Origin of the sequence: Lentisalinibacter orientalis (assembly GCF_040706535.1) — a bacterium.
Taxonomy (GTDB): Bacteria; Pseudomonadota; Gammaproteobacteria; order Steroidobacterales; family Woeseiaceae; genus Lentisalinibacter; species Lentisalinibacter orientalis.
The window spans coordinates 54,842-74,898 of the sequence record NZ_JAPDRJ010000001.1 but is presented as its reverse complement, the minus strand read 5'-3'; the positions used below and the strand labels follow the sequence as shown (position 1 = coordinate 74,898).

The 20,057-nt window shown below is 69.4% G+C and carries 17 protein-coding genes; 3 read left to right on the top strand and 14 right to left on the bottom strand.

Annotated elements, in window-relative coordinates; translation table 11 throughout:
* Positions 1-10 precede the first annotated feature (10 nt).
* Positions 11-2,179 carry a tetratricopeptide repeat protein gene (locus ACJMK0_RS00320; protein ID WP_405234826.1) on the bottom strand — a complete coding sequence of 723 codons (2,169 nt, stop codon included), beginning with the start codon at positions 2,177-2,179 and terminating at the stop codon, positions 11-13.
* Between the two features lie 189 nt (positions 2,180-2,368).
* Between ACJMK0_RS00320 and ACJMK0_RS00315 the strand changes: the two genes are divergently transcribed.
* On the top strand, positions 2,369-4,405 hold the full coding sequence (locus ACJMK0_RS00315; protein ID WP_405234825.1) for a TonB-dependent receptor plug domain-containing protein: 2,037 nt from the start codon (positions 2,369-2,371) through the stop codon (positions 4,403-4,405).
* A gap of 51 nt (positions 4,406-4,456) precedes the next feature.
* Here the strand turns inward: ACJMK0_RS00315 and ACJMK0_RS00310 are convergent, their stop codons facing one another.
* Genes ACJMK0_RS00310 through ACJMK0_RS00300 form a run of 3 tightly spaced genes read right to left on the bottom strand, consistent with a single transcriptional unit; the run spans position 4,457 to position 7,300 of the window.
* Positions 4,457-6,169, bottom strand: a complete 1,713-nt coding sequence (locus ACJMK0_RS00310) for a DUF2207 domain-containing protein (RefSeq protein ID WP_405234824.1) — start codon at positions 6,167-6,169, stop codon at positions 4,457-4,459.
* Positions 6,169-6,723 (bottom strand): LemA family protein, encoded by a 555-nt coding sequence (locus ACJMK0_RS00305; RefSeq protein ID WP_405234823.1) that lies wholly within the window; start codon positions 6,721-6,723, stop codon positions 6,169-6,171. The genes ACJMK0_RS00310 and ACJMK0_RS00305 overlap by 1 nt, the downstream gene beginning before the upstream one ends.
* A gap of 7 nt (positions 6,724-6,730) precedes the next feature.
* Positions 6,731-7,300, bottom strand: a complete 570-nt coding sequence (locus ACJMK0_RS00300) for a phosphoribosyltransferase (protein ID WP_405234822.1) — start codon at positions 7,298-7,300, stop codon at positions 6,731-6,733.
* Positions 7,301-7,398: 98 nt separating this feature from the next.
* Between ACJMK0_RS00300 and ACJMK0_RS00295 the strand changes: the two genes are divergently transcribed.
* Positions 7,399-7,998 (top strand): phosphoribosyltransferase, encoded by a 600-nt coding sequence (locus tag ACJMK0_RS00295; RefSeq protein ID WP_405234821.1) that lies wholly within the window; start codon positions 7,399-7,401, stop codon positions 7,996-7,998.
* A gap of 31 nt (positions 7,999-8,029) precedes the next feature.
* Here the strand turns inward: ACJMK0_RS00295 and guaD are convergent, their stop codons facing one another.
* The 10 genes from guaD to uraH are packed head-to-tail and all read right to left on the bottom strand — an operon-like array spanning position 8,030 to position 18,863.
* Positions 8,030-9,349: a guanine deaminase gene (guaD, locus tag ACJMK0_RS00290; RefSeq protein ID WP_405234820.1), complete on the bottom strand. Its 1,320-nt coding sequence runs from the start codon at positions 9,347-9,349 to the stop codon at positions 8,030-8,032.
* Positions 9,346-9,888 carry an ureidoglycolate lyase gene (locus tag ACJMK0_RS00285; protein WP_405234819.1) on the bottom strand — a complete coding sequence of 181 codons (543 nt, stop codon included), beginning with the start codon at positions 9,886-9,888 and terminating at the stop codon, positions 9,346-9,348. The genes guaD and ACJMK0_RS00285 overlap by 4 nt, the downstream gene beginning before the upstream one ends.
* Positions 9,881-10,933 carry an allantoicase gene (gene alc / locus ACJMK0_RS00280; protein WP_405234818.1) on the bottom strand — a complete coding sequence of 351 codons (1,053 nt, stop codon included), beginning with the start codon at positions 10,931-10,933 and terminating at the stop codon, positions 9,881-9,883. The genes ACJMK0_RS00285 and alc overlap by 8 nt, the downstream gene beginning before the upstream one ends.
* A complete protein-coding gene (gene uraD / locus ACJMK0_RS00275; RefSeq protein WP_405234817.1) occupies positions 10,930-11,496 on the bottom strand; it encodes a 2-oxo-4-hydroxy-4-carboxy-5-ureidoimidazoline decarboxylase in 567 nt (188 codons plus the stop codon). The genes alc and uraD overlap by 4 nt, the downstream gene beginning before the upstream one ends.
* Positions 11,493-12,410: an allantoinase PuuE gene (puuE, locus tag ACJMK0_RS00270; protein WP_405234816.1), complete on the bottom strand. Its 918-nt coding sequence runs from the start codon at positions 12,408-12,410 to the stop codon at positions 11,493-11,495. Before puuE ends, uraD begins: the two co-directional genes overlap by 4 nt.
* The gene (locus ACJMK0_RS00265; protein WP_405234815.1) at positions 12,407-13,606 is read right to left on the bottom strand and encodes a urate hydroxylase PuuD; all 1,200 of its coding nucleotides are present in this window, start codon (positions 13,604-13,606) and stop codon (positions 12,407-12,409) included. The genes puuE and ACJMK0_RS00265 overlap by 4 nt, the downstream gene beginning before the upstream one ends.
* Positions 13,603-14,724: a xanthine dehydrogenase accessory protein XdhC gene (gene xdhC, locus ACJMK0_RS00260; RefSeq protein ID WP_405234814.1), complete on the bottom strand. Its 1,122-nt coding sequence runs from the start codon at positions 14,722-14,724 to the stop codon at positions 13,603-13,605. The genes ACJMK0_RS00265 and xdhC overlap by 4 nt, the downstream gene beginning before the upstream one ends.
* The gene (gene xdhB / locus ACJMK0_RS00255) at positions 14,721-17,051 is read right to left on the bottom strand and encodes a xanthine dehydrogenase molybdopterin binding subunit (RefSeq protein ID WP_405237852.1); all 2,331 of its coding nucleotides are present in this window, start codon (positions 17,049-17,051) and stop codon (positions 14,721-14,723) included. Before xdhB ends, xdhC begins: the two co-directional genes overlap by 4 nt.
* On the bottom strand, positions 17,041-18,537 hold the full coding sequence (gene xdhA / locus ACJMK0_RS00250) for a xanthine dehydrogenase small subunit (protein ID WP_405234813.1): 1,497 nt from the start codon (positions 18,535-18,537) through the stop codon (positions 17,041-17,043). Before xdhA ends, xdhB begins: the two co-directional genes overlap by 11 nt.
* Positions 18,537-18,863 carry a hydroxyisourate hydrolase gene (gene uraH / locus ACJMK0_RS00245; RefSeq protein ID WP_405234812.1) on the bottom strand — a complete coding sequence of 109 codons (327 nt, stop codon included), beginning with the start codon at positions 18,861-18,863 and terminating at the stop codon, positions 18,537-18,539. The genes xdhA and uraH overlap by 1 nt, the downstream gene beginning before the upstream one ends.
* A 204-nt stretch (positions 18,864-19,067) precedes the next feature.
* Between uraH and ACJMK0_RS00240 the strand changes: the two genes are divergently transcribed.
* Positions 19,068-20,051: an adenosine kinase gene (locus ACJMK0_RS00240; RefSeq protein WP_405234811.1), complete on the top strand. Its 984-nt coding sequence runs from the start codon at positions 19,068-19,070 to the stop codon at positions 20,049-20,051.
* Positions 20,052-20,057: the final 6 nt, after the last annotated feature.

Sequence of the window (20,057 nt, the reverse complement as noted above, 5' to 3'; positions counted from 1 at the left end):
GCCGAGGCCGTCAAGGCAACCGCTGGCGGGCGTCCTCGACGAGGCGCCCGCCGGTCTCCCAGCGGGACAGGAACGCGCGGTAGTTCTCGTGAGCGGCGGCCTTGATGTCCAGCGCCTCCTGTGCGCGGCCCTGCCAGTAGGGCATCGTCGCCATGTAGCGATAGGTAGGCGTGTCGTCCAGGAAGACCGCGGAGGCCTCGCCGCGGCGCTGGTCGGCGACGGTGAACTCGTCCAGCGCCTCCGCGTAGTATTCGCCGGCCAGGTAGGTCTGGCCGAGTTCGAAGTGGATCAGCCACAGGTCGGCCAGTTCGATGGCTTCACGCATGTTATCCACGGCGGTGACGTAGTCCCCGTCCTCGCGGGCGATCATCCCTTTCAGCATCAGGCCGTAGGCCCGGCTCTGGGGCTGTAGCTGGCTCGCCAGATCGTCCGCGATCTCTCCCGCCTTCTCCAGACGTCCGGTCATCACGTAGATGATGCCGGCGGGCACGCGCTCGGCGAGGTCGGAGGCCAGCGCCAGTCCGTCCCTGACCGCTGCGACGGCCTCGTCGTACTGGCCCTCCGCCAGCCGGGCGTGCGCAAGGGCCAGATATTTCCTCGCCGCCGCCTGCGGGTTCTCGTTGGCGAGATCGGTCTCGATGGCGTCCGTAAGTATCTGCCGCGCTGACTCGAACCGGCCCGTGTAGATGTCGATGTCGGCCAGGCCCAGGCTGGCCAGGGAGGGACCGTGTTCGCTCTTCGAGGCCGCGGCCATCTTCCGGTATGCTTCCCGCGCCGCATCGGGTTCGCCCTGGGCCAGCGCGGCGATGGCGAGCGGCAGATAAGCGGAGCCGTAGTCGGGATTCCGTTCGAGGACCTTCTGCGCTTCCGCCCTGGCCTTGTCGAATTCGCCCGAGTACATCGCATAGAGCGCGTAGTTGGTCCGATACAGCTCGCTCGTCGGATAGATCTCCAGGATGTGGCGGCCCTGCCCGGCGGCCTTGTCGAACTCCAGTCCGAGGAAATACGAGACCGCGAGGTTGTTGTGCCCGGCCGCATCCGCGGGATACTTCTCGACCAGGCGCTCGAAGCTCTCGATGGCCTTGTCGATGTTGCGACTGACTCCGGCGTAATAGAGCCCCTGCGTGCGCAGGCGCTCACGCTCGGTCATCGTATCCATCAGCGACAGCGCCTTCTTCCAGAGCTCCTCCGCTTCTTGCGCCCGGCCCAGTTTAAAGGCGCTGAGTGCCCAGCCCGAATAGGCCCGACCAAAGCGCGGATCCATCCTGGTGGCTTCCTCGAATTTCGCGATGGCACCCTCGTGCTCGCCCTCGAAAGCGAGATCGATGGCCGTCGTATAGGCCTGCGCCGCCTCGATGGAGGCCGCGGTGAAGGTTTCGGCCGTGGCCGCCTCGCCGCTCTTGAGCGTCACGTCGCCCAGAGCCTCGCGGATATCGGCGGAGAGTTCACCCACGGCCGCCAGTACCGCGTCTTTTGCTTTGGCGGTGCGGGTTGTCTCCGAGGCGGTTTCGCCGCTCTGTGGATCAACGGCGCGCACGCTCAGCTCGTAGCCCGGGCCGTCCGCGGCAATGCGGCCCGCGAGCACCAGGTCGATGCCCTGGCGCACCGCGATCAGGCGTGCCACCTGCGCATCGATACCGTCCGTGTCCGGGGATACCTGCCTGGCCACCCTCTCCGCCGCGTTGCGCTGATACGCGGTGATGTGCGGGGCGGATTCGATGCCGATGTTCAGCGCCTGCTCGAGCAGTCCGTCGAACAGGGAGTCGCCCGTCGTGTTCTCGAAGTCCGCGATCAGGACGGACGTGGGCTCGAGTTCCGCCTGCACTTCCGGCGTGGTGCGTGTGACGTTCAGGTAGACGGAGAAGATGAGGGCGACGGAGAGGACGCCGATCGCGATGAAGTCGGCCTGTCGGCCGCTGACCAGCGGCTGGGTGGCTTCATCGACCTCCGATTCGCGGACGACGCCGCGCTCCGTGATTTCGAAGACCCAGGCCAGGACCAGGGCGACAGGGAAGCCGATGAACGCAACGATGACGAGCCAGCGCAGTGCCCACTCCGGCGCTTCGAAAGTGGGCAGCAGCACGCTCGCTGCTTCGATCAGAATCCAGGAGACGCCTACGTACAGGCCGGCGACTCGGAACACGCTCCGCCGGCGCAGTTCCTGAATGAACCTGTTCATTATTCGCGTTGCTCGCCGTGCCGCCAAAGGCGGTCCGAGTCTAGCACAGGGCTCTGGAGCCCAGTAACGGCGAAGCCCGGCGCACCGTTAGGCGGGAAACGGCTGCGGGAGTTATCCTAGCCCGCTTTGTTCCCGGTAGCCGGCCTGCCGGCCGCTGCCCGTAAGAGTTGCACAGAAGGAACTGCCAGCATGACACCAAGACTCCTCGGCACCGTTGCCGCACTCGCTCTGGCTCTCCAGCCGGCGGCGGCAGAAGAGGTGATCGACGAGATCCAGGTAACCGCCACGCGGATCCCGGCGACGGTGACCGACGTCCCCACCGGGGTCATACTCATCCCGGCCGAAGAAATCGCGGCGGGGACGCTGGTGACCGATGCGCTGGGCCAGACCGCCGGCGTCTACCTGCAGCAGACCACCCCCGGGCAGGGCGTGGCCATCATCAGGGGTTTGAAAGGGTCCGAGGTGCTGCACCTGGTCGACGGCATCCGCCTGAATAATGCGATATTCCGGAATGCTCCCACCCAGTATCTGGCCCTGGTGGCACCTGTCTGGGTCGAGCGGATCGAGGTCGTCAGGGGCTCGGAAGCCTCCCTGTACGGCAGCGATGCGATGGGCGGCGTCGTGCAGGTTCTCTCCAGAAAACCCGCGTTCGAGGGGACGGATCAACAGTCCCGGGGACGGATCGCCATCGGTGGCAACACGGGCGAGCGGGGCGGTTCCGTGGCGGGGAGCGTCGAGACGGGCAACGAGCGCTTCGCGATGCTGGCGAGCATCGATTACCGCAACATCGGCGACCGGCGCACGGGCGACGGCGAGACCGTGGAGCCGAGCGGCTTCGAATCGGAGGCCGCTCGGCTCGCATTCACGGGCCGCCCGGCAGACGATCTGCGCTGGCTGCTCGACGTCCAGTATCTGCGCCAGCCGGAAACGCCGCGCGTCGACGAGCTGGTGCCCGGTTTCGGCCAGACGGAACCCTCCTCGGCCGAGTTCTTCTTCGAGCCCAACGAACGCCACTTCGTGCACTTCCAGGGCGAGCGGACGGACGGGCCGCTGGGCAGCGACTGGAGACTGGATCTCGCCTGGCAGCAGATCGTTGACGACCGCCGAAATCGCGAGACCGGCTCCGATGTCCGCCGTTTCGAGGACAACCGGAGCGATCTCTTCGGGCTAACGCTGAACGGCTCGCGTCAGGTCGGCCCGACCGGCTGGACCTGGGGCGCCGAATGGTATTACGACACGGTGAGCAGCACGCGGACCGCGCTGGATCTCGCCACTGGCGCCACCGAGGCAATCGCCGCGCGCTTCCCCGACGGTTCCACCATGGAGCAGCGGGCGGTCTACGTGCACGCGCTGAGCGATATCGGCGAACGGCACCGCATCTCGGCGGGCCTCAGATACAGCTCGGCGCGCATAGAGCTGGCCTCGACCGTGACATCTCCCGCTGCCACGCTGACGCCGGACGACGTCAGCGGCGACATCGGCTGGGTGTACCGGCTCGACGATCGCTGGAATCTCGTGGCGAACGTCGGCCGGGGCTTCCGCGCGCCGAATATCTTCGATCTCGGCACGCTCGGACCGCGGCCCGGGAACCGCTTCAATATCGCCAACACCTCGCTGGGGCCCGAGCAGGTCTATCAGTACGACATCGGCTTCAAGGGTGCCGGCGACGGCTGGCAGTTCGAGTTCATGGTGTACCGTCTCGACTATCGGGACCGGATCACCTCGGTGCTCACCGGGGAGACGACCCCGGACGGCCGCGACATCGTGCAGAGCCGCAACCTCGCCGAGGCGGAGATCTGGGGCGTTGAGTCGGGTCTGCGCCTGCGCTGGAGCGAGCGATGGGGGCTGGACGCCGTCCTCAACTACACCTATGGCGAGGAACGGGAGCCGGGCAGCCCGGCCGAACCCGCCGACCGCATCCCGCCCCTGAACGGGCGGCTGGGGCTGACCTGGGAGCCCGTGGACCGACTCGAGCTGGAGTCTTACCTGGAGTTCGCCGCCGCGCAGAACCGCCTCGCCGCGCGCGACATCCGTGACGTGCGCATCGACCCGGAAGGCACGCCGGGCTGGACGACGCTGAACTTCCATGCCACCTGGCGCCCGGAGGCGAACTGGCGCATCCGCCTGGCCGCCGAGAACGTCCTCGACAAGGCGTACAGGACCCATGGCTCGGGCATCGACGCGGTGGGCCGCAGCGTGGCCTTCAACGTCTCTTACGACTGGTAGGCGATCGCATTCCGATCGACCATCCGGCCATCCGGCACCGTGGCTGAGCGGCTACCAGCCGCCGCCTCCGCCGCCCCCTCCGCCGCCGCCGGACGAACCGCCGCCGCCGCCGCCCGAGGAGGAACCCGGCGGTGTGGCCGCCGAGGCAATCGCCGAGTTCAGCGAGCTGCCGACGGCCCGGCTCATCTTCACCGGGTTGCCGGCGTCCCAGCGCCCGGCGTACCAGCGCGGGTGCCAGTCGCTGCCGGTCTCGCCGCGCAGCCGGGCGAAGACGTCGGCGAACTGCTCGGCCCAGGGCTGCTCCACCTCCAGCGCGAGGGCGAAGGGCAGGTAGGCTTCGAAGAGTTCCGGCGTTCGCTCCGGCGGATTCCTCAGGTTCAGCTCGTCCTTCTCCGCCACCTCCAGATAGAGGCGGAAGCCTTCCACCTTGTCGAGCAGCCTGCGCCCGTGCGGCGTCGGCGCCTTCAGCAGCCAGGCGAACAGGACGACGCCGGCTCCGCCGGCCGCGAGAGCGATGGCGGCGAACAGGGTAAGCCGGTCGGCGATCGCAGCGCCGATACCGGCACCGAGGAGCAGCACGACCGCGGGCAGCAGCAAGCCGCTGTTGCTGACGAAATAGCGCTGGTAGTAGTCCCGCTTCAACGCCTTCTCGTGGGCCTTCATGGCGCCGCCGACGATGCTGTGGTACTGGTTGTCCAGCGCCATCCGGTTGGCGCTGGCGAACAGGTGTGAAAGTATCGCGGATTCGCCCGGGGCCAGGGAGCCGTCGTCGGTCTTCGCCGTGCGGTCGAGCGCGTAGTCGCCGTCGTCCTCCTCGATGGTGACGAAGCCCTTCACCGCCAGGTTGAGCACGGCCGCGGTGAAGGTGCGTTTGTCGTAGCCCATCTCCGCCACGTAGCGGAGCGAGGCCGGCGAGTAGCCTTCGGGCGGCTCGTAGTGGGGAAAGATCACGCCGGGTTCCGGATCGACGCCGGTGCGCCGCCAGGCGGTCAGCAGGTAGAACAGGGAGCCGGCGGCGCCCGAGAGGGCGATCAGCAGGCCCAGGTTCTGCGACAGCAGGAAGCGCAGGTCGTCCGCCGCCGTGGGTTCGGCCACGTGGCCTTTGGGCCAGGAGACGACGATGGTCAGCCCCTCTTCGGGGCGAAGCTCGCGGGTGCCGCGGAAGACCGCGTTGCCGCGGAAATCCACGCTTGCCTCGTAGTCCTGTCCCGTCGCGCCGAAAGGACCGGTATAGGCCTCCACCCCGACGTCGGCCGCGTCGACACTGTCCGGCAGGCGCACCGTGGCCGCCGCCTCGTCGATGGGGAAGGCCCACTGGTTGCCGGTGACGTTCCAGTACAGCTCGTCGTGGTCGTCGAAGTAGCCGAGCACCCGATCCACGGTGTAGGTGATCTCGTAGACGTGCCGGCCGCGCGGCACCAGCTCATCCGCGGAGCCGATGTACAGGCGTATTCCGTTGCTGCGCCGCTCGGTATGGTGGGGCTCGGCCGATCCGTTACGCCGCACGGAGCGGAACTCCGGCACGATGCGGATGCGGTTGCCGGCTTCGTCCTCGTAATCGGTGGGGAGGTCCCGGTAGATGCCGCGCCGGATGCGTTCGCCCTCGGCGCTGACCTCGATGGTCTCCGTGACGGTGATCGGGCCGGCGGCCGGCACGGCGATCTCCGCGTGGTAGCGGTGGATGCGCTCGTCGGCGACGGCAGCCGTGGCCATCATGGCCGCCAGCGCGAGCGTGGCCAGCGCGGTCATTCCCGCCCGGAGCATCAGGCGCCCAGCTTCACGGCCGGCGCGGCTTCGGTGCCGGCCTCCGCGTCGAAATATTCGGCCTCCCGGAAGCCGAGGGTGCGGGCGACGATCAGGTCCGGGAACGACTGGATGCGGGTATTCAGGTCGCGCACCGCGCCGTTGTAGAAACGGCGCGCGTACTGCAGCTTGTCCTCGGTGTCGACCAGCTGCTCCTGCAGGTCGAGGAAATTCCGGTTGGCCTTCAGGTCCGGGTAGCTCTCGGCCACGGCCAGCAGCCGGTCGATGCCGCGGGCGAGCTCGTCTTCGAGCCGCGCTTTCGCCGCCGGCCGGTCCGTCTCGTCGCTGCGGCGGCGCAGTTCCGTCACCGCCGTCATGGTGGCCCTCTCGTAGTCCGCGTAGGCCCGCACCGCCTCGACGAGCCGGGGGATCAGGTCGTGGCGGCGCTGCAGCTGCACGTCGATGTCGCTCCAGCCGGCCTGGGTGCGGTTACGGTCGCGGACAAGGCGGTTGAAGATGAGGACGGCCCAGACGGCGAGGCCGAGCAGCGCGAGGATGAGCAGCGTCTCCGCCACCGGCGTGTCAGGCGTCCGCCGTGCGGGCCGAGGCCAGCAGGTCGTGGAGTGCGGGGTTCTTCGTCTGCAGCTCTTCCTCGTTCAGGCCCAGCACCTCGTGGGGGAAGACCAGCCATTCGTCGGTCTCGTGGTTCCAGTAGTCGGGCGTCATGCTCGTGCGGTTGCGCGCGGGCTTGAACCAGGGGACCGCGATGCGCACGTCCCCGGGCATGTTGGCCCGGGTCTTGCGCTTCAGCTCCTCCATCACGGCGGCGATGCTCTTGCCGCTGTCGAACACGTCGTCGACGATCAGCAACCGGTCGTCGTGGCAGATCTTGTCCACGATGTAGTCGAGGCCCAGCACTTTCACCACGGCGTCCTGCTGGTCGATGCCCCGGTAGGAAGAGGTGCGGATGGCGATGTGGTCGGAGTCGACGCCGAAGTAGTAGAGCAGCTCCTGCACGGCCATGCCCACCGGGGTCCCGCCGCGCCAGATGGCCATGATCATGGTCGGCCGGAAGCCGCTCTCGAGGATTCTGGCTCCGAGCAGGAACGATTCTTCCAGCAGTCGCTGGGCCGAGATATAGATTTTGTCCATCCTGTCCTTCGGAGCGTGCGGCGGGCGGCTCAGCCTCTATAATGTGGCATCCCAGACCGCCGATGTTAACGTTTTTTGCCCGGGGGCATCGACACGCCATGGAACGCCGCTTCATCGCCGCCAACGACCTGCTGCTGGATTCCTTTCGGCTCGCCGTCGATATCCACGACGCCGGATTCCGTCCCGATTTCCTGGTGGGCCTCTGGCGCGGCGGCACGGCCGTCGGCATCGCGGTGCAGGAGGGGCTGGAGTATCTGGGCGTGGAGACGGACCACATCGCGGTGCGCACCTCCTACACGGGGCCGGATTCCTACCACAAGCGCGACCATGCAGTGGCGGGCATACGGGTGCACGCGCTGCAGTATCTCGTGGACCGCCTCGAGGCGGAGCATCGCCTGCTGATCGTGGACGACGTCTACTCCACGGGCGCGAGCGTGCAGGCGGTCATCGCCGAGCTGACCCGCAAGACGCGCCGCAACCTGCCCCACGACATCCGCACGGCCACGGTCTGGTATCGCCCGACGGAGCGCACCGTCGCGCCGCCCGACTTCTTCATCCACGAGACGGCCGACTGGCTGGTGCTGCCCTACGAGCTGCAGGGGCTGAGCCGTGACGAGATCCGCGCCAACAAGCCGGCGGCGGCCCGGCTGATCGAGGAACTGGCGGGCAAGCTGGCGGAAAAGACAGGGCCGGCCTGAAGCCCGCCTTTGCGCGGGATTTGCGCCGGCCTCAGGCCGGACGGACCGGCTCTCCCAGGATATGCGTGGCGCGCACGCAGCGTTCGTCGCCGAGCATCAGCAGGGCGAACAGGAGCTCGGCGAGATCCTCCGCCGCGGCCGTCCGCCGCCGCTGCAGGGTGCCGGCGGCGGGGTCCAGCACCACGAAATCCGCTTCCTTGCCGGTCTCGAAGTTGCCGATGCGATCATCCCAGGCGAGCGCGTGCGCCGCACCCAGGGTGGCGAGATAGAGCGCCTGCCACGGTGACAGCATCTGCTCCTGGAGATGCAGCACCTTGTAGGCTTCGGCCGCCGTGCCGAGCAGGCTGAGCGTCGTGCCGGCGCCGATGTCGGTGCCGAGCCCCACCGGGATGCCGTGGCCCCGCGCCCGGGCCAGGTCGAACAGGCCGCTGCCCATGAACGAGTTCGAGGTGGGGCAGAATGCGATCGCGCCGCCCGCCTCCGCCATGAGCGGGTAGTCCTCGTCCTGCAGGTGCAGGCAGTGGGCGAAGACCGCGCGCTCGCGCAGGAGGCCGGCGGCGCGGTATACGTCCAGGTAGCTGTTCCGGTCGGGGAACAGCTCGGCCACCCAGGCCACCTCGGCTCGATTCTCGGCGAGGTGGGTATGCACGAACACCTCCGGAAACTCTCCGGCCAGGCGGCCGGCCAGTGCCAGTTGCTCCGGGCTCGAGGTGGGGGCGAAGCGGGGCGTTATCGCGTACTCGAGGCGCTCCCTGCCGTGCCAGCGCTGCAGCAGTTCCCGGCTCTCGGCGTAGCCGCTCTCCGCCGTGTCCTGCAGATAATCCGGGCAGTTGCGGTCCATCAGTACCTTGCCGCAGGCCACCCGCAGCCGGCGTGCCAGGGCGGCCTCGAACAGTGCGTCCACCGAGGCGGCGTGGACGGTGGGGAAGATCAGTGCGGAGGTGGTGCCGTGGGCCAGCATCAGATCCAGGAAGTCGCCAGCGACGCGGTCCGCCAGCGCGCGGTCGGCGTAGCGGCGTTCCGTCGGGTAGGTATAGCGCTCTAGCCACTGCAGCAGCTGCTCGCCGTACGAGGCCACCATGTCGATCTGCGGATAATGCACGTGGCAGTCGATGAAGCCGGGCACCAGGAGGCAGCCGCTGTAGTCGGTGACGGTCACCGGGTCGCCGCCCTGGTCGGCCAGCTCCGCCAGCAGGGGCTCGGCCGGGCCGACCCGCGCCACCTTCCCGTCCTCGGTGACGAGCAGCCCGTCTTCGAAAAACTCCAGCGCCGAGCCGGCATCGCCGTCGCCCGGGTCGGCGAGCAGGTGCAGGACGGAGGCGCGGAAGGCGCGGACCGCGGGGCGGCTCACGGCGACGCTCCGGCGCCGGCGGACGGCGGGTCGGGGACGGCGGGTACGAGCACCGGGCGGTCCAGCGTGTGGGTGTCGCAATTATCCGTGCTGGCCACGTCGTCGATGATCAGGAACTCCTGGCCTTCCGCGAGACCGATCAGCGGCACGTGCCAGGTGCCGGCCCGGTAATTCACGCCCTGGCTGCCGTCGGTCAGGAAGGCGCGCAGGTCGTCGGCGGACGGCGCCGCGCCGGCCGGTGCCACCACCACGACGAAGCGGAACCCCGCGAGCGGCACGAATGCCTGGCTGCCGCGGGGATGACGCTCCACCATCGGGCAGGTGACGGGCTGGCTCGCCGCGCGGCGGCAGCGGGCGATGCTCACGCCGACGCGCCCCTCGGCCGTGAGCCGGGCCAGGTCGTCGTAGCGTTCGAAGCGGGCATCGTTCATGGGGTCCGCGTTCGCAGTCCCCGCAGCGATCACCTCGCCGTAGGGATGGAACGCCTCCGCCGACAGCGGCTCGAGGGTCAGCATGCGCGGGGTACTGGTGTCAGTCACCGGCGTCTCCGGTTGCGCGCCCCGTGCCTGAGCCTGCTGCATGGCCCGTCGCATGGCCACTTGCATGACCCAGGAGGCGCAGTCGGCTCACGCCGCCGTCCGGATAGATGGCGAGACGCACGTGTGTCACGGTGCCGAGATCGTTCAGTTCGCTGCGGAAGCGGTGGCGGGTATCGGCGCCGAGCGGCACGGCGGGCAATAGCTCCGGCCAGTCGGCCGATTGCTCGAGCAAGGAGTCGAGGTCCGCGCCCTCGATGCGGGCGGCCTGCAGGGACGCGCGGGCCGGGTAGTTGCCCTTGAAGTGCGCGGTGTCGATCTCGGCCTCCTCGATGCGCCCGGGCCGGCCGAGCGCCAGTATCACCCAGTCGTGGCCGGGGCCGCGCCGGCGCCGGGTCTCCCAGCCGTCGCCCATGTTCACGCCGCGGCCGGGCACGTTGAGGTTGTGCATGCTGCCGAAGTGCTCGTCGCTGCAGGCCAGCGCCCGGCCGCCGTGCTCCAGCGCGAACAGGTCCACGGGACCAGACGGTGCCGCGGCGTCCGGGTCGGGCCGCACCTCGCCGTAGATGCGCAGCCGCGCGACGCCGCCGTCGGGGTAGATGTTCAGGCGCAGGTGCGAGACCGGCTCCCGGTCGTCCACCGGCAGATAGTGGTGCGAGTCGCCGGCCAGTTCGACGCGGGGCAGCAGCACCCGCCAGGCGGCACCCGTGCCCGGTATCTCCTCATCGGTGTAGCACGCCTCGATGGAGGCGGCCTCGGGATAGTTGCCGGTGAAGTGGGAGGTGTCGATGTCCAGGCCGTGCACGACACCCGGCAGGCCGAGCCGGACGACGCACCAGTCGTGGCCGGGTTCCCGGCGCCGGCGGGTCTCCCAGCCGTCCATCCACTTGCCGTGTTCGTCGTACTCGTCCGGCAGGAATACCGGTGCCTCGGGCTTGATGAGCCGCTCCTTCGCGCCGAAGAACTCGTCGTTGGCCTCCACCACACGGGTGCCGAAGCGGGGCTGCTCCAGCGGCGTCCACTGGTGGAAAGGGTGGCGGCTGCTCATCGTGGGTCTCCCTCAACCGGCTGTTCGCTCATCTGATCGAGTCTGAGCCGGGCGATGCGGTGGATCTCGTCCAGCGCCCGGCGTAGCTCGGTCTCCGGCTCATTGCCCAGCCGCTCGCCGAAGGCGTCAAGGATGTCGCCGCGGCTGGCGCCGCGCACGGCCATCACGAAGGGGAAGCTGAAGCGCCGGTGATAGGCCTCGTTGAGATGCTGGAAGCGCTCGTATTCTCCCGGTGTGCACTGGTCGAGTCCGGCGCTCTGCTGCTCGGCGGTGGACTCCTCGGTGAGCGTGCCCGCCACGGCGGCCTTGCCGGCGAGATCCGGATGGGCGCGGACGAGCGCGAGCTGGCGCTCCCGGCCGGCGTCCTCCACCACCGCGGCGAGCCGCGCCGCCAGGTCATCGATCGGGACATGGACGGGCGCATGGGCTTCCGCCGGCAGGTCGCCGCGGGCCCAGGCTTCCCGCGCCACCCAGGGCGAGGACTCGTAGACGCCGCCATAGCGCGCGACGAAGGCCGCCTCGTCGCCCGGTATCCGCAATAGCCTGGCGCCGGAGACGCTCATGACGCGGGTGGGTCGTGACGCTCGAGCCAGTGACGGGCGATGTCGATGCGCCGCGCCACCCAGACCCGGTCGTGGTCGGCGACATAGTCGAGGAAACGGGCCACCGCCTGCGCCCGGCCCGGGCGGCCGGCGAGCCGGCAGTGCAGGCCGACAGACATCATGCGCGGCCGGCGCTCGCCCTCCGTGTACAGGCAGTCGAAGGTATCGCGGAGGTACTGGTAGAACTGGTCGCCGCTGTTGAACCCCTGTGCCGTGGCGAAGCGCATGTCGTTGGCATCCAGCGTGTAGGGCACCATGAGCTGGGGCCGGCCGCAGCTCGTATCCCAGTAGGGCAGGTCGTCGGCATAGCTGTCGGCGCTGTAGGTAAAGCCGCCGTGCTCCACGACGAGGCCGAGCGTGTCGGGGCTGCAGCGGCCGAGATACCAGCCCTCCGGCGGCGCCCCGGTGAGCGCCGTGTGGATGCGCACCGCTTCCTGCAGGTGCGCGCGTTCTGTCTCCCGGTCGACGAACTGGTAGTCGATCCAGCGATAGCCGTGGCTCGCCACTTCCCAGCCGGCCGCGAGCATCGCTTCCACGGCGGTCGGGTTGCGCTGCATGGCCATGGCGACGCCGAACACCGTCACCGGCAGGTCACGTTCCGTGAACAGCCGGTGCAGGCGCCAGAAGCCGGCGCGGGCGCCGTACTCGTAGAGCGACTCCATGTTCATGTGGCGCACGCCCTCGTAGGCCTCGGCGCCGACGATCTCGGACAGGAAGGCCTCCGAATGGCTGTCGCCGTGGAGCACGCAGCGCTCGCCGCCTTCCTCGTAGTTGATGACGAACTGCACCGCGACTCTGGCGCCGCCCGGCCAGTCCGCCGCGGGCGGGCGGGGGCCGTAGCCGGCGAGGTCCCGGGGATAGTCGGTCCCACTCATGGCTCGGGCTCCGTCGCGAGCGAGCGGTACCAGCCGTCGATGACGGCGCGCTCCTCCCCGGTCATGCGCGTCAGATTGCCGATGGGCATGGCCTGCAGCACCACGGTCTGTTGATGGATGCGTGGGGCGGCCGCCAGCACCTGTTCCGGCGTCTCGAGCATCACCCCCGCCGGCGGCGCGGCGAAGCCGGGATGGCTCGGCTCGGCGGCGTGGCAGGAGACGCAGCGCGCCTCCAGCACCGCCCGGGCCTGTTCCAGCGAGACCGGGGCGCCTGCGCCGCGGCCGTCCGCCCGGGGCGCGATGGCGGCGGCGACGCCCGCGAGCAGCAGCGCCGCGGCCAGCGGCGGCAGCAGCGGATTGCGGCCGGAGTGCCGGGCCACGAAGTACACGCGGATCAGCGCACCGGCGAGCGAGATGGCGATCAGGATCAGCCAGTTGTACTCGTGGGCCCAGGTCATCGCGTAGTGATTGCTGATCATCACGAACAGCACCGGCAGCGTGAAGTAGGTGTTGTGCACGGAGCGTTGCTTGCCGCGCAGGCCGTCGGCCGGGTCGGGCGCCTCGCCTGCGGCGGCCGCCGCCACCATGCGTTTCTGGCCGGGGATGATCACGAAGAAGACGTTGGCCACCATGATGGTGCCGAGCACGGCGCCGAAGTGGATGTAGGCGCCCCGGCCGCTGAAGGTCTGGCACAGCCCCCACGCGGCCGCCGTCACCAGCACCAGCAGCACGGCGGCCAGACCTTTCTCCGTGCGCCCCAGGGGGGAGCGGCACAGGGCGTCGTACACGAGCCAGCCGCCGGCCAGCCAGGCGATGGAGATGGCAATGGCTGTGGCCGGCGCGAGGTCGGCCACGGCGGGGTCGATGAGGTACACCTCGGCACCCAGCCAGTAGACGAGCCCGAGCAGGAACATGCCGGACAGCCAGGTGCTGTAGGCCTCCCACTTGAACCAATGCAGCGTCTCCGGCAGGACCGGCGGCGACACCCGGTACTTCTGCGCGTGGTAGAAGCCGCCGCCGTGCACCGACCAGATCTCCCCGCCCACGCCGCGCTCAGCATCCTTGCGCGAGGCCGGCGGCACCAGGTGGTTGTCCAGCCAGACGAAATAGAACGACGAGCCGATCCAGGCGATGCCGACGATGAAATGCAGCCAGCGGCCGAGGAGGTTCAGCCACTCGATCGCGTAGGCCGTCATGCGCCGGCCCCGCTTTTCGCCGGTCGCGCCGGTGCGAGATCCGCCTGCGCCGTCATGCGCTCGCGCTCCCGCAGCAACTGGGCGGCGACGGCCACCGCGATCTCCGCCGGCCGCTTGCCGCCGATGCCCTCGATGCCGATGGGGCAGACCATGCGGCCGATCTCTTCCGGCGCGAGGCCGAGCGCGCGCAGGCGCTTCTCGAAACGCCGCTTCTTCGAGCGCGATCCGATCAGTCCGCAGAAGGGAATGTCGTCGCGCGGCAGCAGCCTCGCGCAGATCTCGAGATCCAGCGGATGGCTGTGGGTCATCACCAGGCAGAACGTGCCGTCAGGCAGGCCGGCGGCCGCCGCCGGCGGGTCTGCGGTCACCACCGCGTGCACGTTGTGCGGCAGGGATTCGTGGGCCAGCAGCGGCCGGCTGTCGATCCAGTCTACCCGGCAGGGCAGCGGTGCCAGCACGTGCACCAGCGCGCTGCCCACGTGGCCGGCGCCGAACACGGCGATACGGAAGTCGGGCTCGCGCACCGCCGTCAGCAGATAATCGCGTCCGCCGAGAGTGCACACCGCGGCGCCGGCGTCGTCGGCGAGGAGCGCCTCGATGGCCGGGCGGAAGTCGTCGTCGGCTCCCGTTGCGCCGGGATGGCCGGGATGGTCGCGATGGTCGCGATTGCCCGCCGCGTGCACGCGCGCGATGTCGTCTGCGTCACCGTCCACGGGCGTGACAAGGATCGCGGCACCGGCGCGGGTCATGCCGATCTCCTCGCGGCTCGCCACGGCGCCGGCCAGTTGCCCGAGCCAGTCGGCCACGTCCGCGGCGACCGTCTCGAAGTGGATGTCGACGATGCCGCCGCAGCACTGGCCGAAACTCGAACCCAGCGGGAAGCGCCGCAGCTCGAAACGCGGCTGCGGCGAGTCCGTCCCGAGGCGTTCCCAGGCCATGCGCGCACAGCGGTACTCGAGTTCACCGCCGCCGATGGTGCCCAGGGTCTCCTCGCGGGTGACGATCATGCGTGCGCCCGGCTCCCGGGGCGTAGAGCCGCGCACGGCCGCCACGGTCACCAGTACGAAGGCCTCGCCCCGCGCGCGCAGCTCGAGCGCGTTCGCCACCCACTCGTTCACGGCGCCTCCCGGCTGCGCAGCTCGGCCACTGCCGCCAGCACGGCCTCCGGCGTGGCCGGCGCCGCGAGGCGGGGGCTGCCGCGGTAATCGCCGGCCGCGGCGACCGCGTCCCGGATGGCGTGGAAGACCGACAACGCCAGCATGAGCGGCGGCTCGCCCACGGCCTTGGAGCGGTGGATGGTCTCTTCCCGGTTACCCGCCGAGTCGAGCATGGTCACCCGGAAATCAACCGGCAGGTCCGAGCACACCGGTATCTTGTAGGTGGACGGCGCGTGGGTTCTGAGCGCGCCGGATTCGTCCCACCACAGTTCCTCGGTGGTGAGCCAGCCCATGCCCTGGATGAAGCCGCCCTCGATCTGGCCAAGGTCGATGGCGGGATTCAGCGAGCGGCCGCAGTCGTGCAGGATGTCCACCCGCAGCACCCGGGATTCGCCGGTGAGAATGTCAATCGCCACCTCGCTCACCGCGGCGCCGCAGGCGTAGTAATAGAAGGGCCGTCCGCTCAGCGTCTTGCGGTCGTAATGGATCTTCGGCGTGCGGTAGTAGCCGGTGGCGGAGAGCGGGATGCGGGCGTAGTAGGCCAGCTGCACGAGCTCCGTGAAGCCGGTCTCCTCCTCGCCGATGCGCACGCGTCCGTCGCGTAACTCGATGCGGTCCGGAGCCACGCCGTAGCGTTCCGCCGCGAAGGTCACCAGACGCTCGCGGATGCTCCGGCAGGCATCCCGGGCCGCCATCCCGTTCAGGTCGGAACCGGCGGAGGCGGCCGTGGCCGAGGCGTTCGGTACCTTGCTCGTGTCGGCGGCGGTGATCTTGATGCGGTCCATGTCGATGCCGAATTCCTCGGCGACCACCTGTGCCACCTTGGTGTTCAGGCCCTGGCCCATCTCCGTGCCGCCGTGGTTGAGGTGCACGGTGCCGTCGGTGTAGACGTGCACCAGCGCGCCGGCCTGATTCAGATGCGTGGCGGTGAAGGAGATGCCGAACTTCACCGGCGTGAGGGCAATACCGCGCTTGATCAGCGGCTCGTCCCGGTTGGCCGCAAGGATCTCCGCCCGGCGGGCGTCGTAATCGCTGTCCCGCCGCAGCCGGTCGATCAGTTCGGGCAGCACGTTGTCCTCGAACTTCTGGCCGTAATGGGTCACGTCGCGCTCGCCGATGCCGTAGAGGTTGCGCAGCCGGATCTCCAGCGGATCGCGGCCGAGGTGTCGGGCGATCTCGTCGATCACGTACTCGATGCCGAACATGCCCTGGGGACCGCCGAAGCCGCGGAACGCCGTGTTGGAGACCGTGTGGGTCTTGCAACGGTGGGAGACCACGCTCACGTCGCTCAGGAAGTAGGCGTTGTCGCAGTGGAAGATGGTGCGGTCGTTCACCGCACCGGAGAGGTCCGCGGACATGCCGCAGCGCGAGGCGAAGGTGAACTCGATGCCGCGGATCAGTCCGTCGTCGTCGAAGCCCACGTCGTAGTCGATCCGGTAGTCGTGGCGCTTGCCGGTCATGATCATGTCGACGTCCCGGTCCAGACGCAGCTTGGCCGGGCGCCCCGTGTGCCGGGTCATGAGGGCGGCGATGCAGGCGATCAGCGCCGGCTGGCTCTCCTTGCCGCCGAAGCCGCCGCCCATGCGGCGGCATTCCACCACGACGTCCTTTGCCTCCAGTCCGACGGCGTGCGCGATCGCATGCTGCACCTCGCCGGGATGCTGCGTGGAGCTGTAGACGTAGAGATCGCCGTCTTCGCGCGGCAGCGCCATGGCGATCTGACCTTCCAGGTAGAAGTGGTCCTGGCCGCCGACGGCGGTGCGGCCGGACAGCCGGTGCGCGGAGCCCTCGATCGCACTGCGGGCGTCGCCGCGCTCGAGGCGCACGGAGGGCAGCACGAAGGACTCGCTCCGCACCGCGGTATCCGGGTCCAGGATCGGCTCGAGGTCGCCGTATTCCACCCGCGCAAGGGCCGCCGCCTTGCGGGCCTGGTCGACGGTGGCCGCGGCCACGGCGAACAGGGGCTGGCCCACGTACTGCACCACGTCCTCGGCGAATATCGGGTCGTCCGCCACGACGGGACCGTAGTTGTTCTCGCCCGCGATATCGGCCGCGGTGATGACCGCCGCCACGCCGGGTGCCGCGGCGACCGCCGCCAGATCCAGGCGCTCGATCGTCGCGTGTGCGCGTGCGCTCATGCCTACGGCCACGTGCAGGAGGTCGCGGGGTTCCGGGATGTCGTCGGTGTAGAGCGCACGGCCGCTGACGTGCAGGTGGCCGCTGTCGTGGGGTATCGCCCGTCCCACGGTGCGCAGGCTGCCGCTTGCGGTGCGCTTGTCACCGTCCATGGGTATCTCTTCCATGGGCATAAAGCCTCGTCGTGATACCGGCAGCGGTGCTCTCGATGTGGAAACGGCGCAGCAGGTTCTTCGCTACGTCGCGCCGGTAGGCGTCGCCCGCGCGCATGTCGGTGATCGGAGTGAAGTCGGCGTCCATCGCCGCCATGGCGCGTTCGACCGCGGCCTCGTCCCAGGCTCCGCCCGCGAGGGACTGCTCGGCGGCGGCGGCCCGCTTCGGTATGGCCGCCATGCCGCCGCAGGCGATGCGGGCGCTCGCCACGCGGCCGTCTTCGACGTCCAGAGCGAAAGCGGCGCAGACGGCCGAGATGTCCTGGTCGAACCGCTTGGAAACTTTGTACGCCGCCACCAGCCGGCCGGGGCGGCGGCGCGGGATGCGCACGGCCGCCACGAACTCGCCCGGCGCGAGGTCGGTCTTGCGGTAATCGTGGTAGAAGTCCTCGAGCGCGAGCTCGCGGCGGCCGTCGCGGCTCGCCAGCACCACCCGCGCGCCCAGCGCGATCAGTGCCGGCATCGAGTCGCCGATGGGCGAGCCGTTGGCCACGTTGCCCGCCAGCGTGCCGGTGTTGCGGATGGGCGGCGAGGCGAAGCGCAGGAACAGCTCTTCCAGCTCCGGATACTCGTCGACGAGGGGTGGCATGGCGTCGGTCAGGGTGACGGCCGCGCCGATGCTCAGCCACTCGCCGTCCGCGGATACTTCGGCGAGTTCCCGCACGCGGCCGACGTAGATCACCGTGTCCAGTTCCCGGTGCTGTTTGGTCACCCACAGGCCCACGTCCGTGCCGCCGGCGAGCAGGCAGGCGTCCGGGTACTCGGCCAGGAGAGCCGCGAGCCCGGAGGCCGTCGTCGGTGCGTAATAGCGGCGCCCGTCGTGCTCGAGCGCGAGCATACCGGCGCCGGCCGGGTCATCGGCCAGGGACCTCAGCCCGGCCCGCGTGTCACCGTCGGCGGGCAGGTCGGACTCGTAGTCGTACATGCGCCGCGCGGCCTCCACGATGGGACGGTAACCCGTGCACCGGCACAGGTTGCCGGCCAGCGCGTCGTCGATTTCGCGGCGGGAGGGATCCCGGCGCGTCCGGTACAGGGCGAACAGTGACATCACGAATCCCGGAGTGCAGAAGCCGCACTGGGAGCCGTGGCACTCGTACATGGCCTGCTGCACCGGATGCAGCCCGGTCTGCGGACTGCCCAGGCTCTCCACGGTGATGAGTTCCTGTCCGTCCAGGGTCGGCAGGAACTGAATGCAGGCATTGACGGAGCGGTAGCGCAGACGCTCGCCGTCGCCGTCGAGGTCCGCCAGCACCACGGTGCAGGCGCCGCAGTCGCCCTCGGCGCAGCCTTCCTTCGTGCCGGTGCGCCCGGCGTCCTCACGCAGCCACTGCAGCACCGTGCGGGTCGGGTCCACGTCGCGCAGCTCCACCGTCTCCCCGTCCAGGAGGAAACGCACGGCATCACGAGTCGGCTCGGGCGCGGCCATCAGCTGCCCCGGTAGGTGGAATAGCTCCAGGGGCTGACCAGGAGGGGTACGTGATAGTGCTGGTCGGCGTCGATGCGGAAACGCACCGGCACCACGTCGAGGAAGCCCTCATCCGGGAAGCAGTCGCGCACGTGGAAGAGGATCTCCCACTGGCCGGTGGCGAACGCGTCCGGGTCGAGCAGAGGATGGTCGGTGCGGCCGTCCCGGTTGGTCTCGGTGGCGTGTACGCGCTCGCGTCCGCCGTCCAGGCGGTACAGCTCCACGCGGACGCCGGCGGCCGGTCGGCCGCGGGCGGTATCCAGCACGTGGGTGGTCAGTCGGCCCATGGTTTCTCTCCCTGACGGACAGGATTCCCATATCCGTCCATGTCCGTCGGAAGGGCCATTATCCGGCCCGCGCGACGGCCGTCGCAAGCGCGGCGCGCGCCGCCTGGCTTTATATGGCGACGCCGAGTGGCTACTATCGCAACCCCGGCGGTGCCCCGGCCTCGCCACTGACGGGGCGACCCGCATATCCAGCAAGGAGACCAGATGAGTTCTGCCGTACAGTTGCTCGGCATCAGCAATGCCATCGTCGACATCCTGAGCCACGTCGATTACGGGTTCCTCGAGCGCGTGGACGCCGCGCCCGGCAGCATGACCCTGATCGACGAGAGCCGCGCCGACGAGGTGTACGGCATGATGGGACCCGCCACGGAGAAGTCCGGCGGTTCCGTCGCCAACACCGTGGCCGTCTTCGCCGGGCTGGGGGGCAAGGCCGCCTACGTCGGCCGGGTGGCCGACGACCAGTTCGGACGGGTATTCCAGCACGACATGAACTCGCTCGGCATCGACATGCGCGTGCCGCCGTCGCCCGCAGAGAAGTCCACGGCCCGCTGCTACGTGCTGATCACGCCGGACGGCCAGCGCACGATGCAGACCTATCTCGGCGCCTGCACCGAGCTCGGTCTCGGCGACGTGAACGAGGAGACCATCGGCGAACCCGGTATCGTGCTGCTGGAGGGCTACATCTTCGACCTGCCCGAGGGGCCGGACGTGGCGCGGCTCGCCATCGAGACCGTGCGCCGGCGCGGCGGCAAGGTCGCCCTGTCGCTGTCCGACGCACTCTGCGTGGAGCGTCATCGGGCAGCGTTCCGCGAACTCGTCGAGGAGCAGATCGATCTCGTCTTCGCCGACGAGGAGGAGATCTACCAGTTGTTCGCCACCGACTCGATCGAGGGCGTGATGTCCGAGGCCTCCATGCTCCAGGGCCTGTTCGTCGTCACCCGCTCGGAGAAGGGCTCGGTGGTGATCAATGGCGACGAGTTCATCCAACAGGCCGCCTTCCCCGTGGATAAGGTGGTGGACACCACCGGCGCCGGCGACACCTACACCGCCGCCTTCCTCGCTGCGCTGGTCAAGGGCGAGCCCCTGGACCGCTGTGCCCGTATCGCCTCCTGGTGCGGTGCGCGGGTGATCCAGCAGGTGGGCGCCCGCTACCAGGGCGACATCCTGGAAGGCTACCCGGAGAGCTGAGCGGCA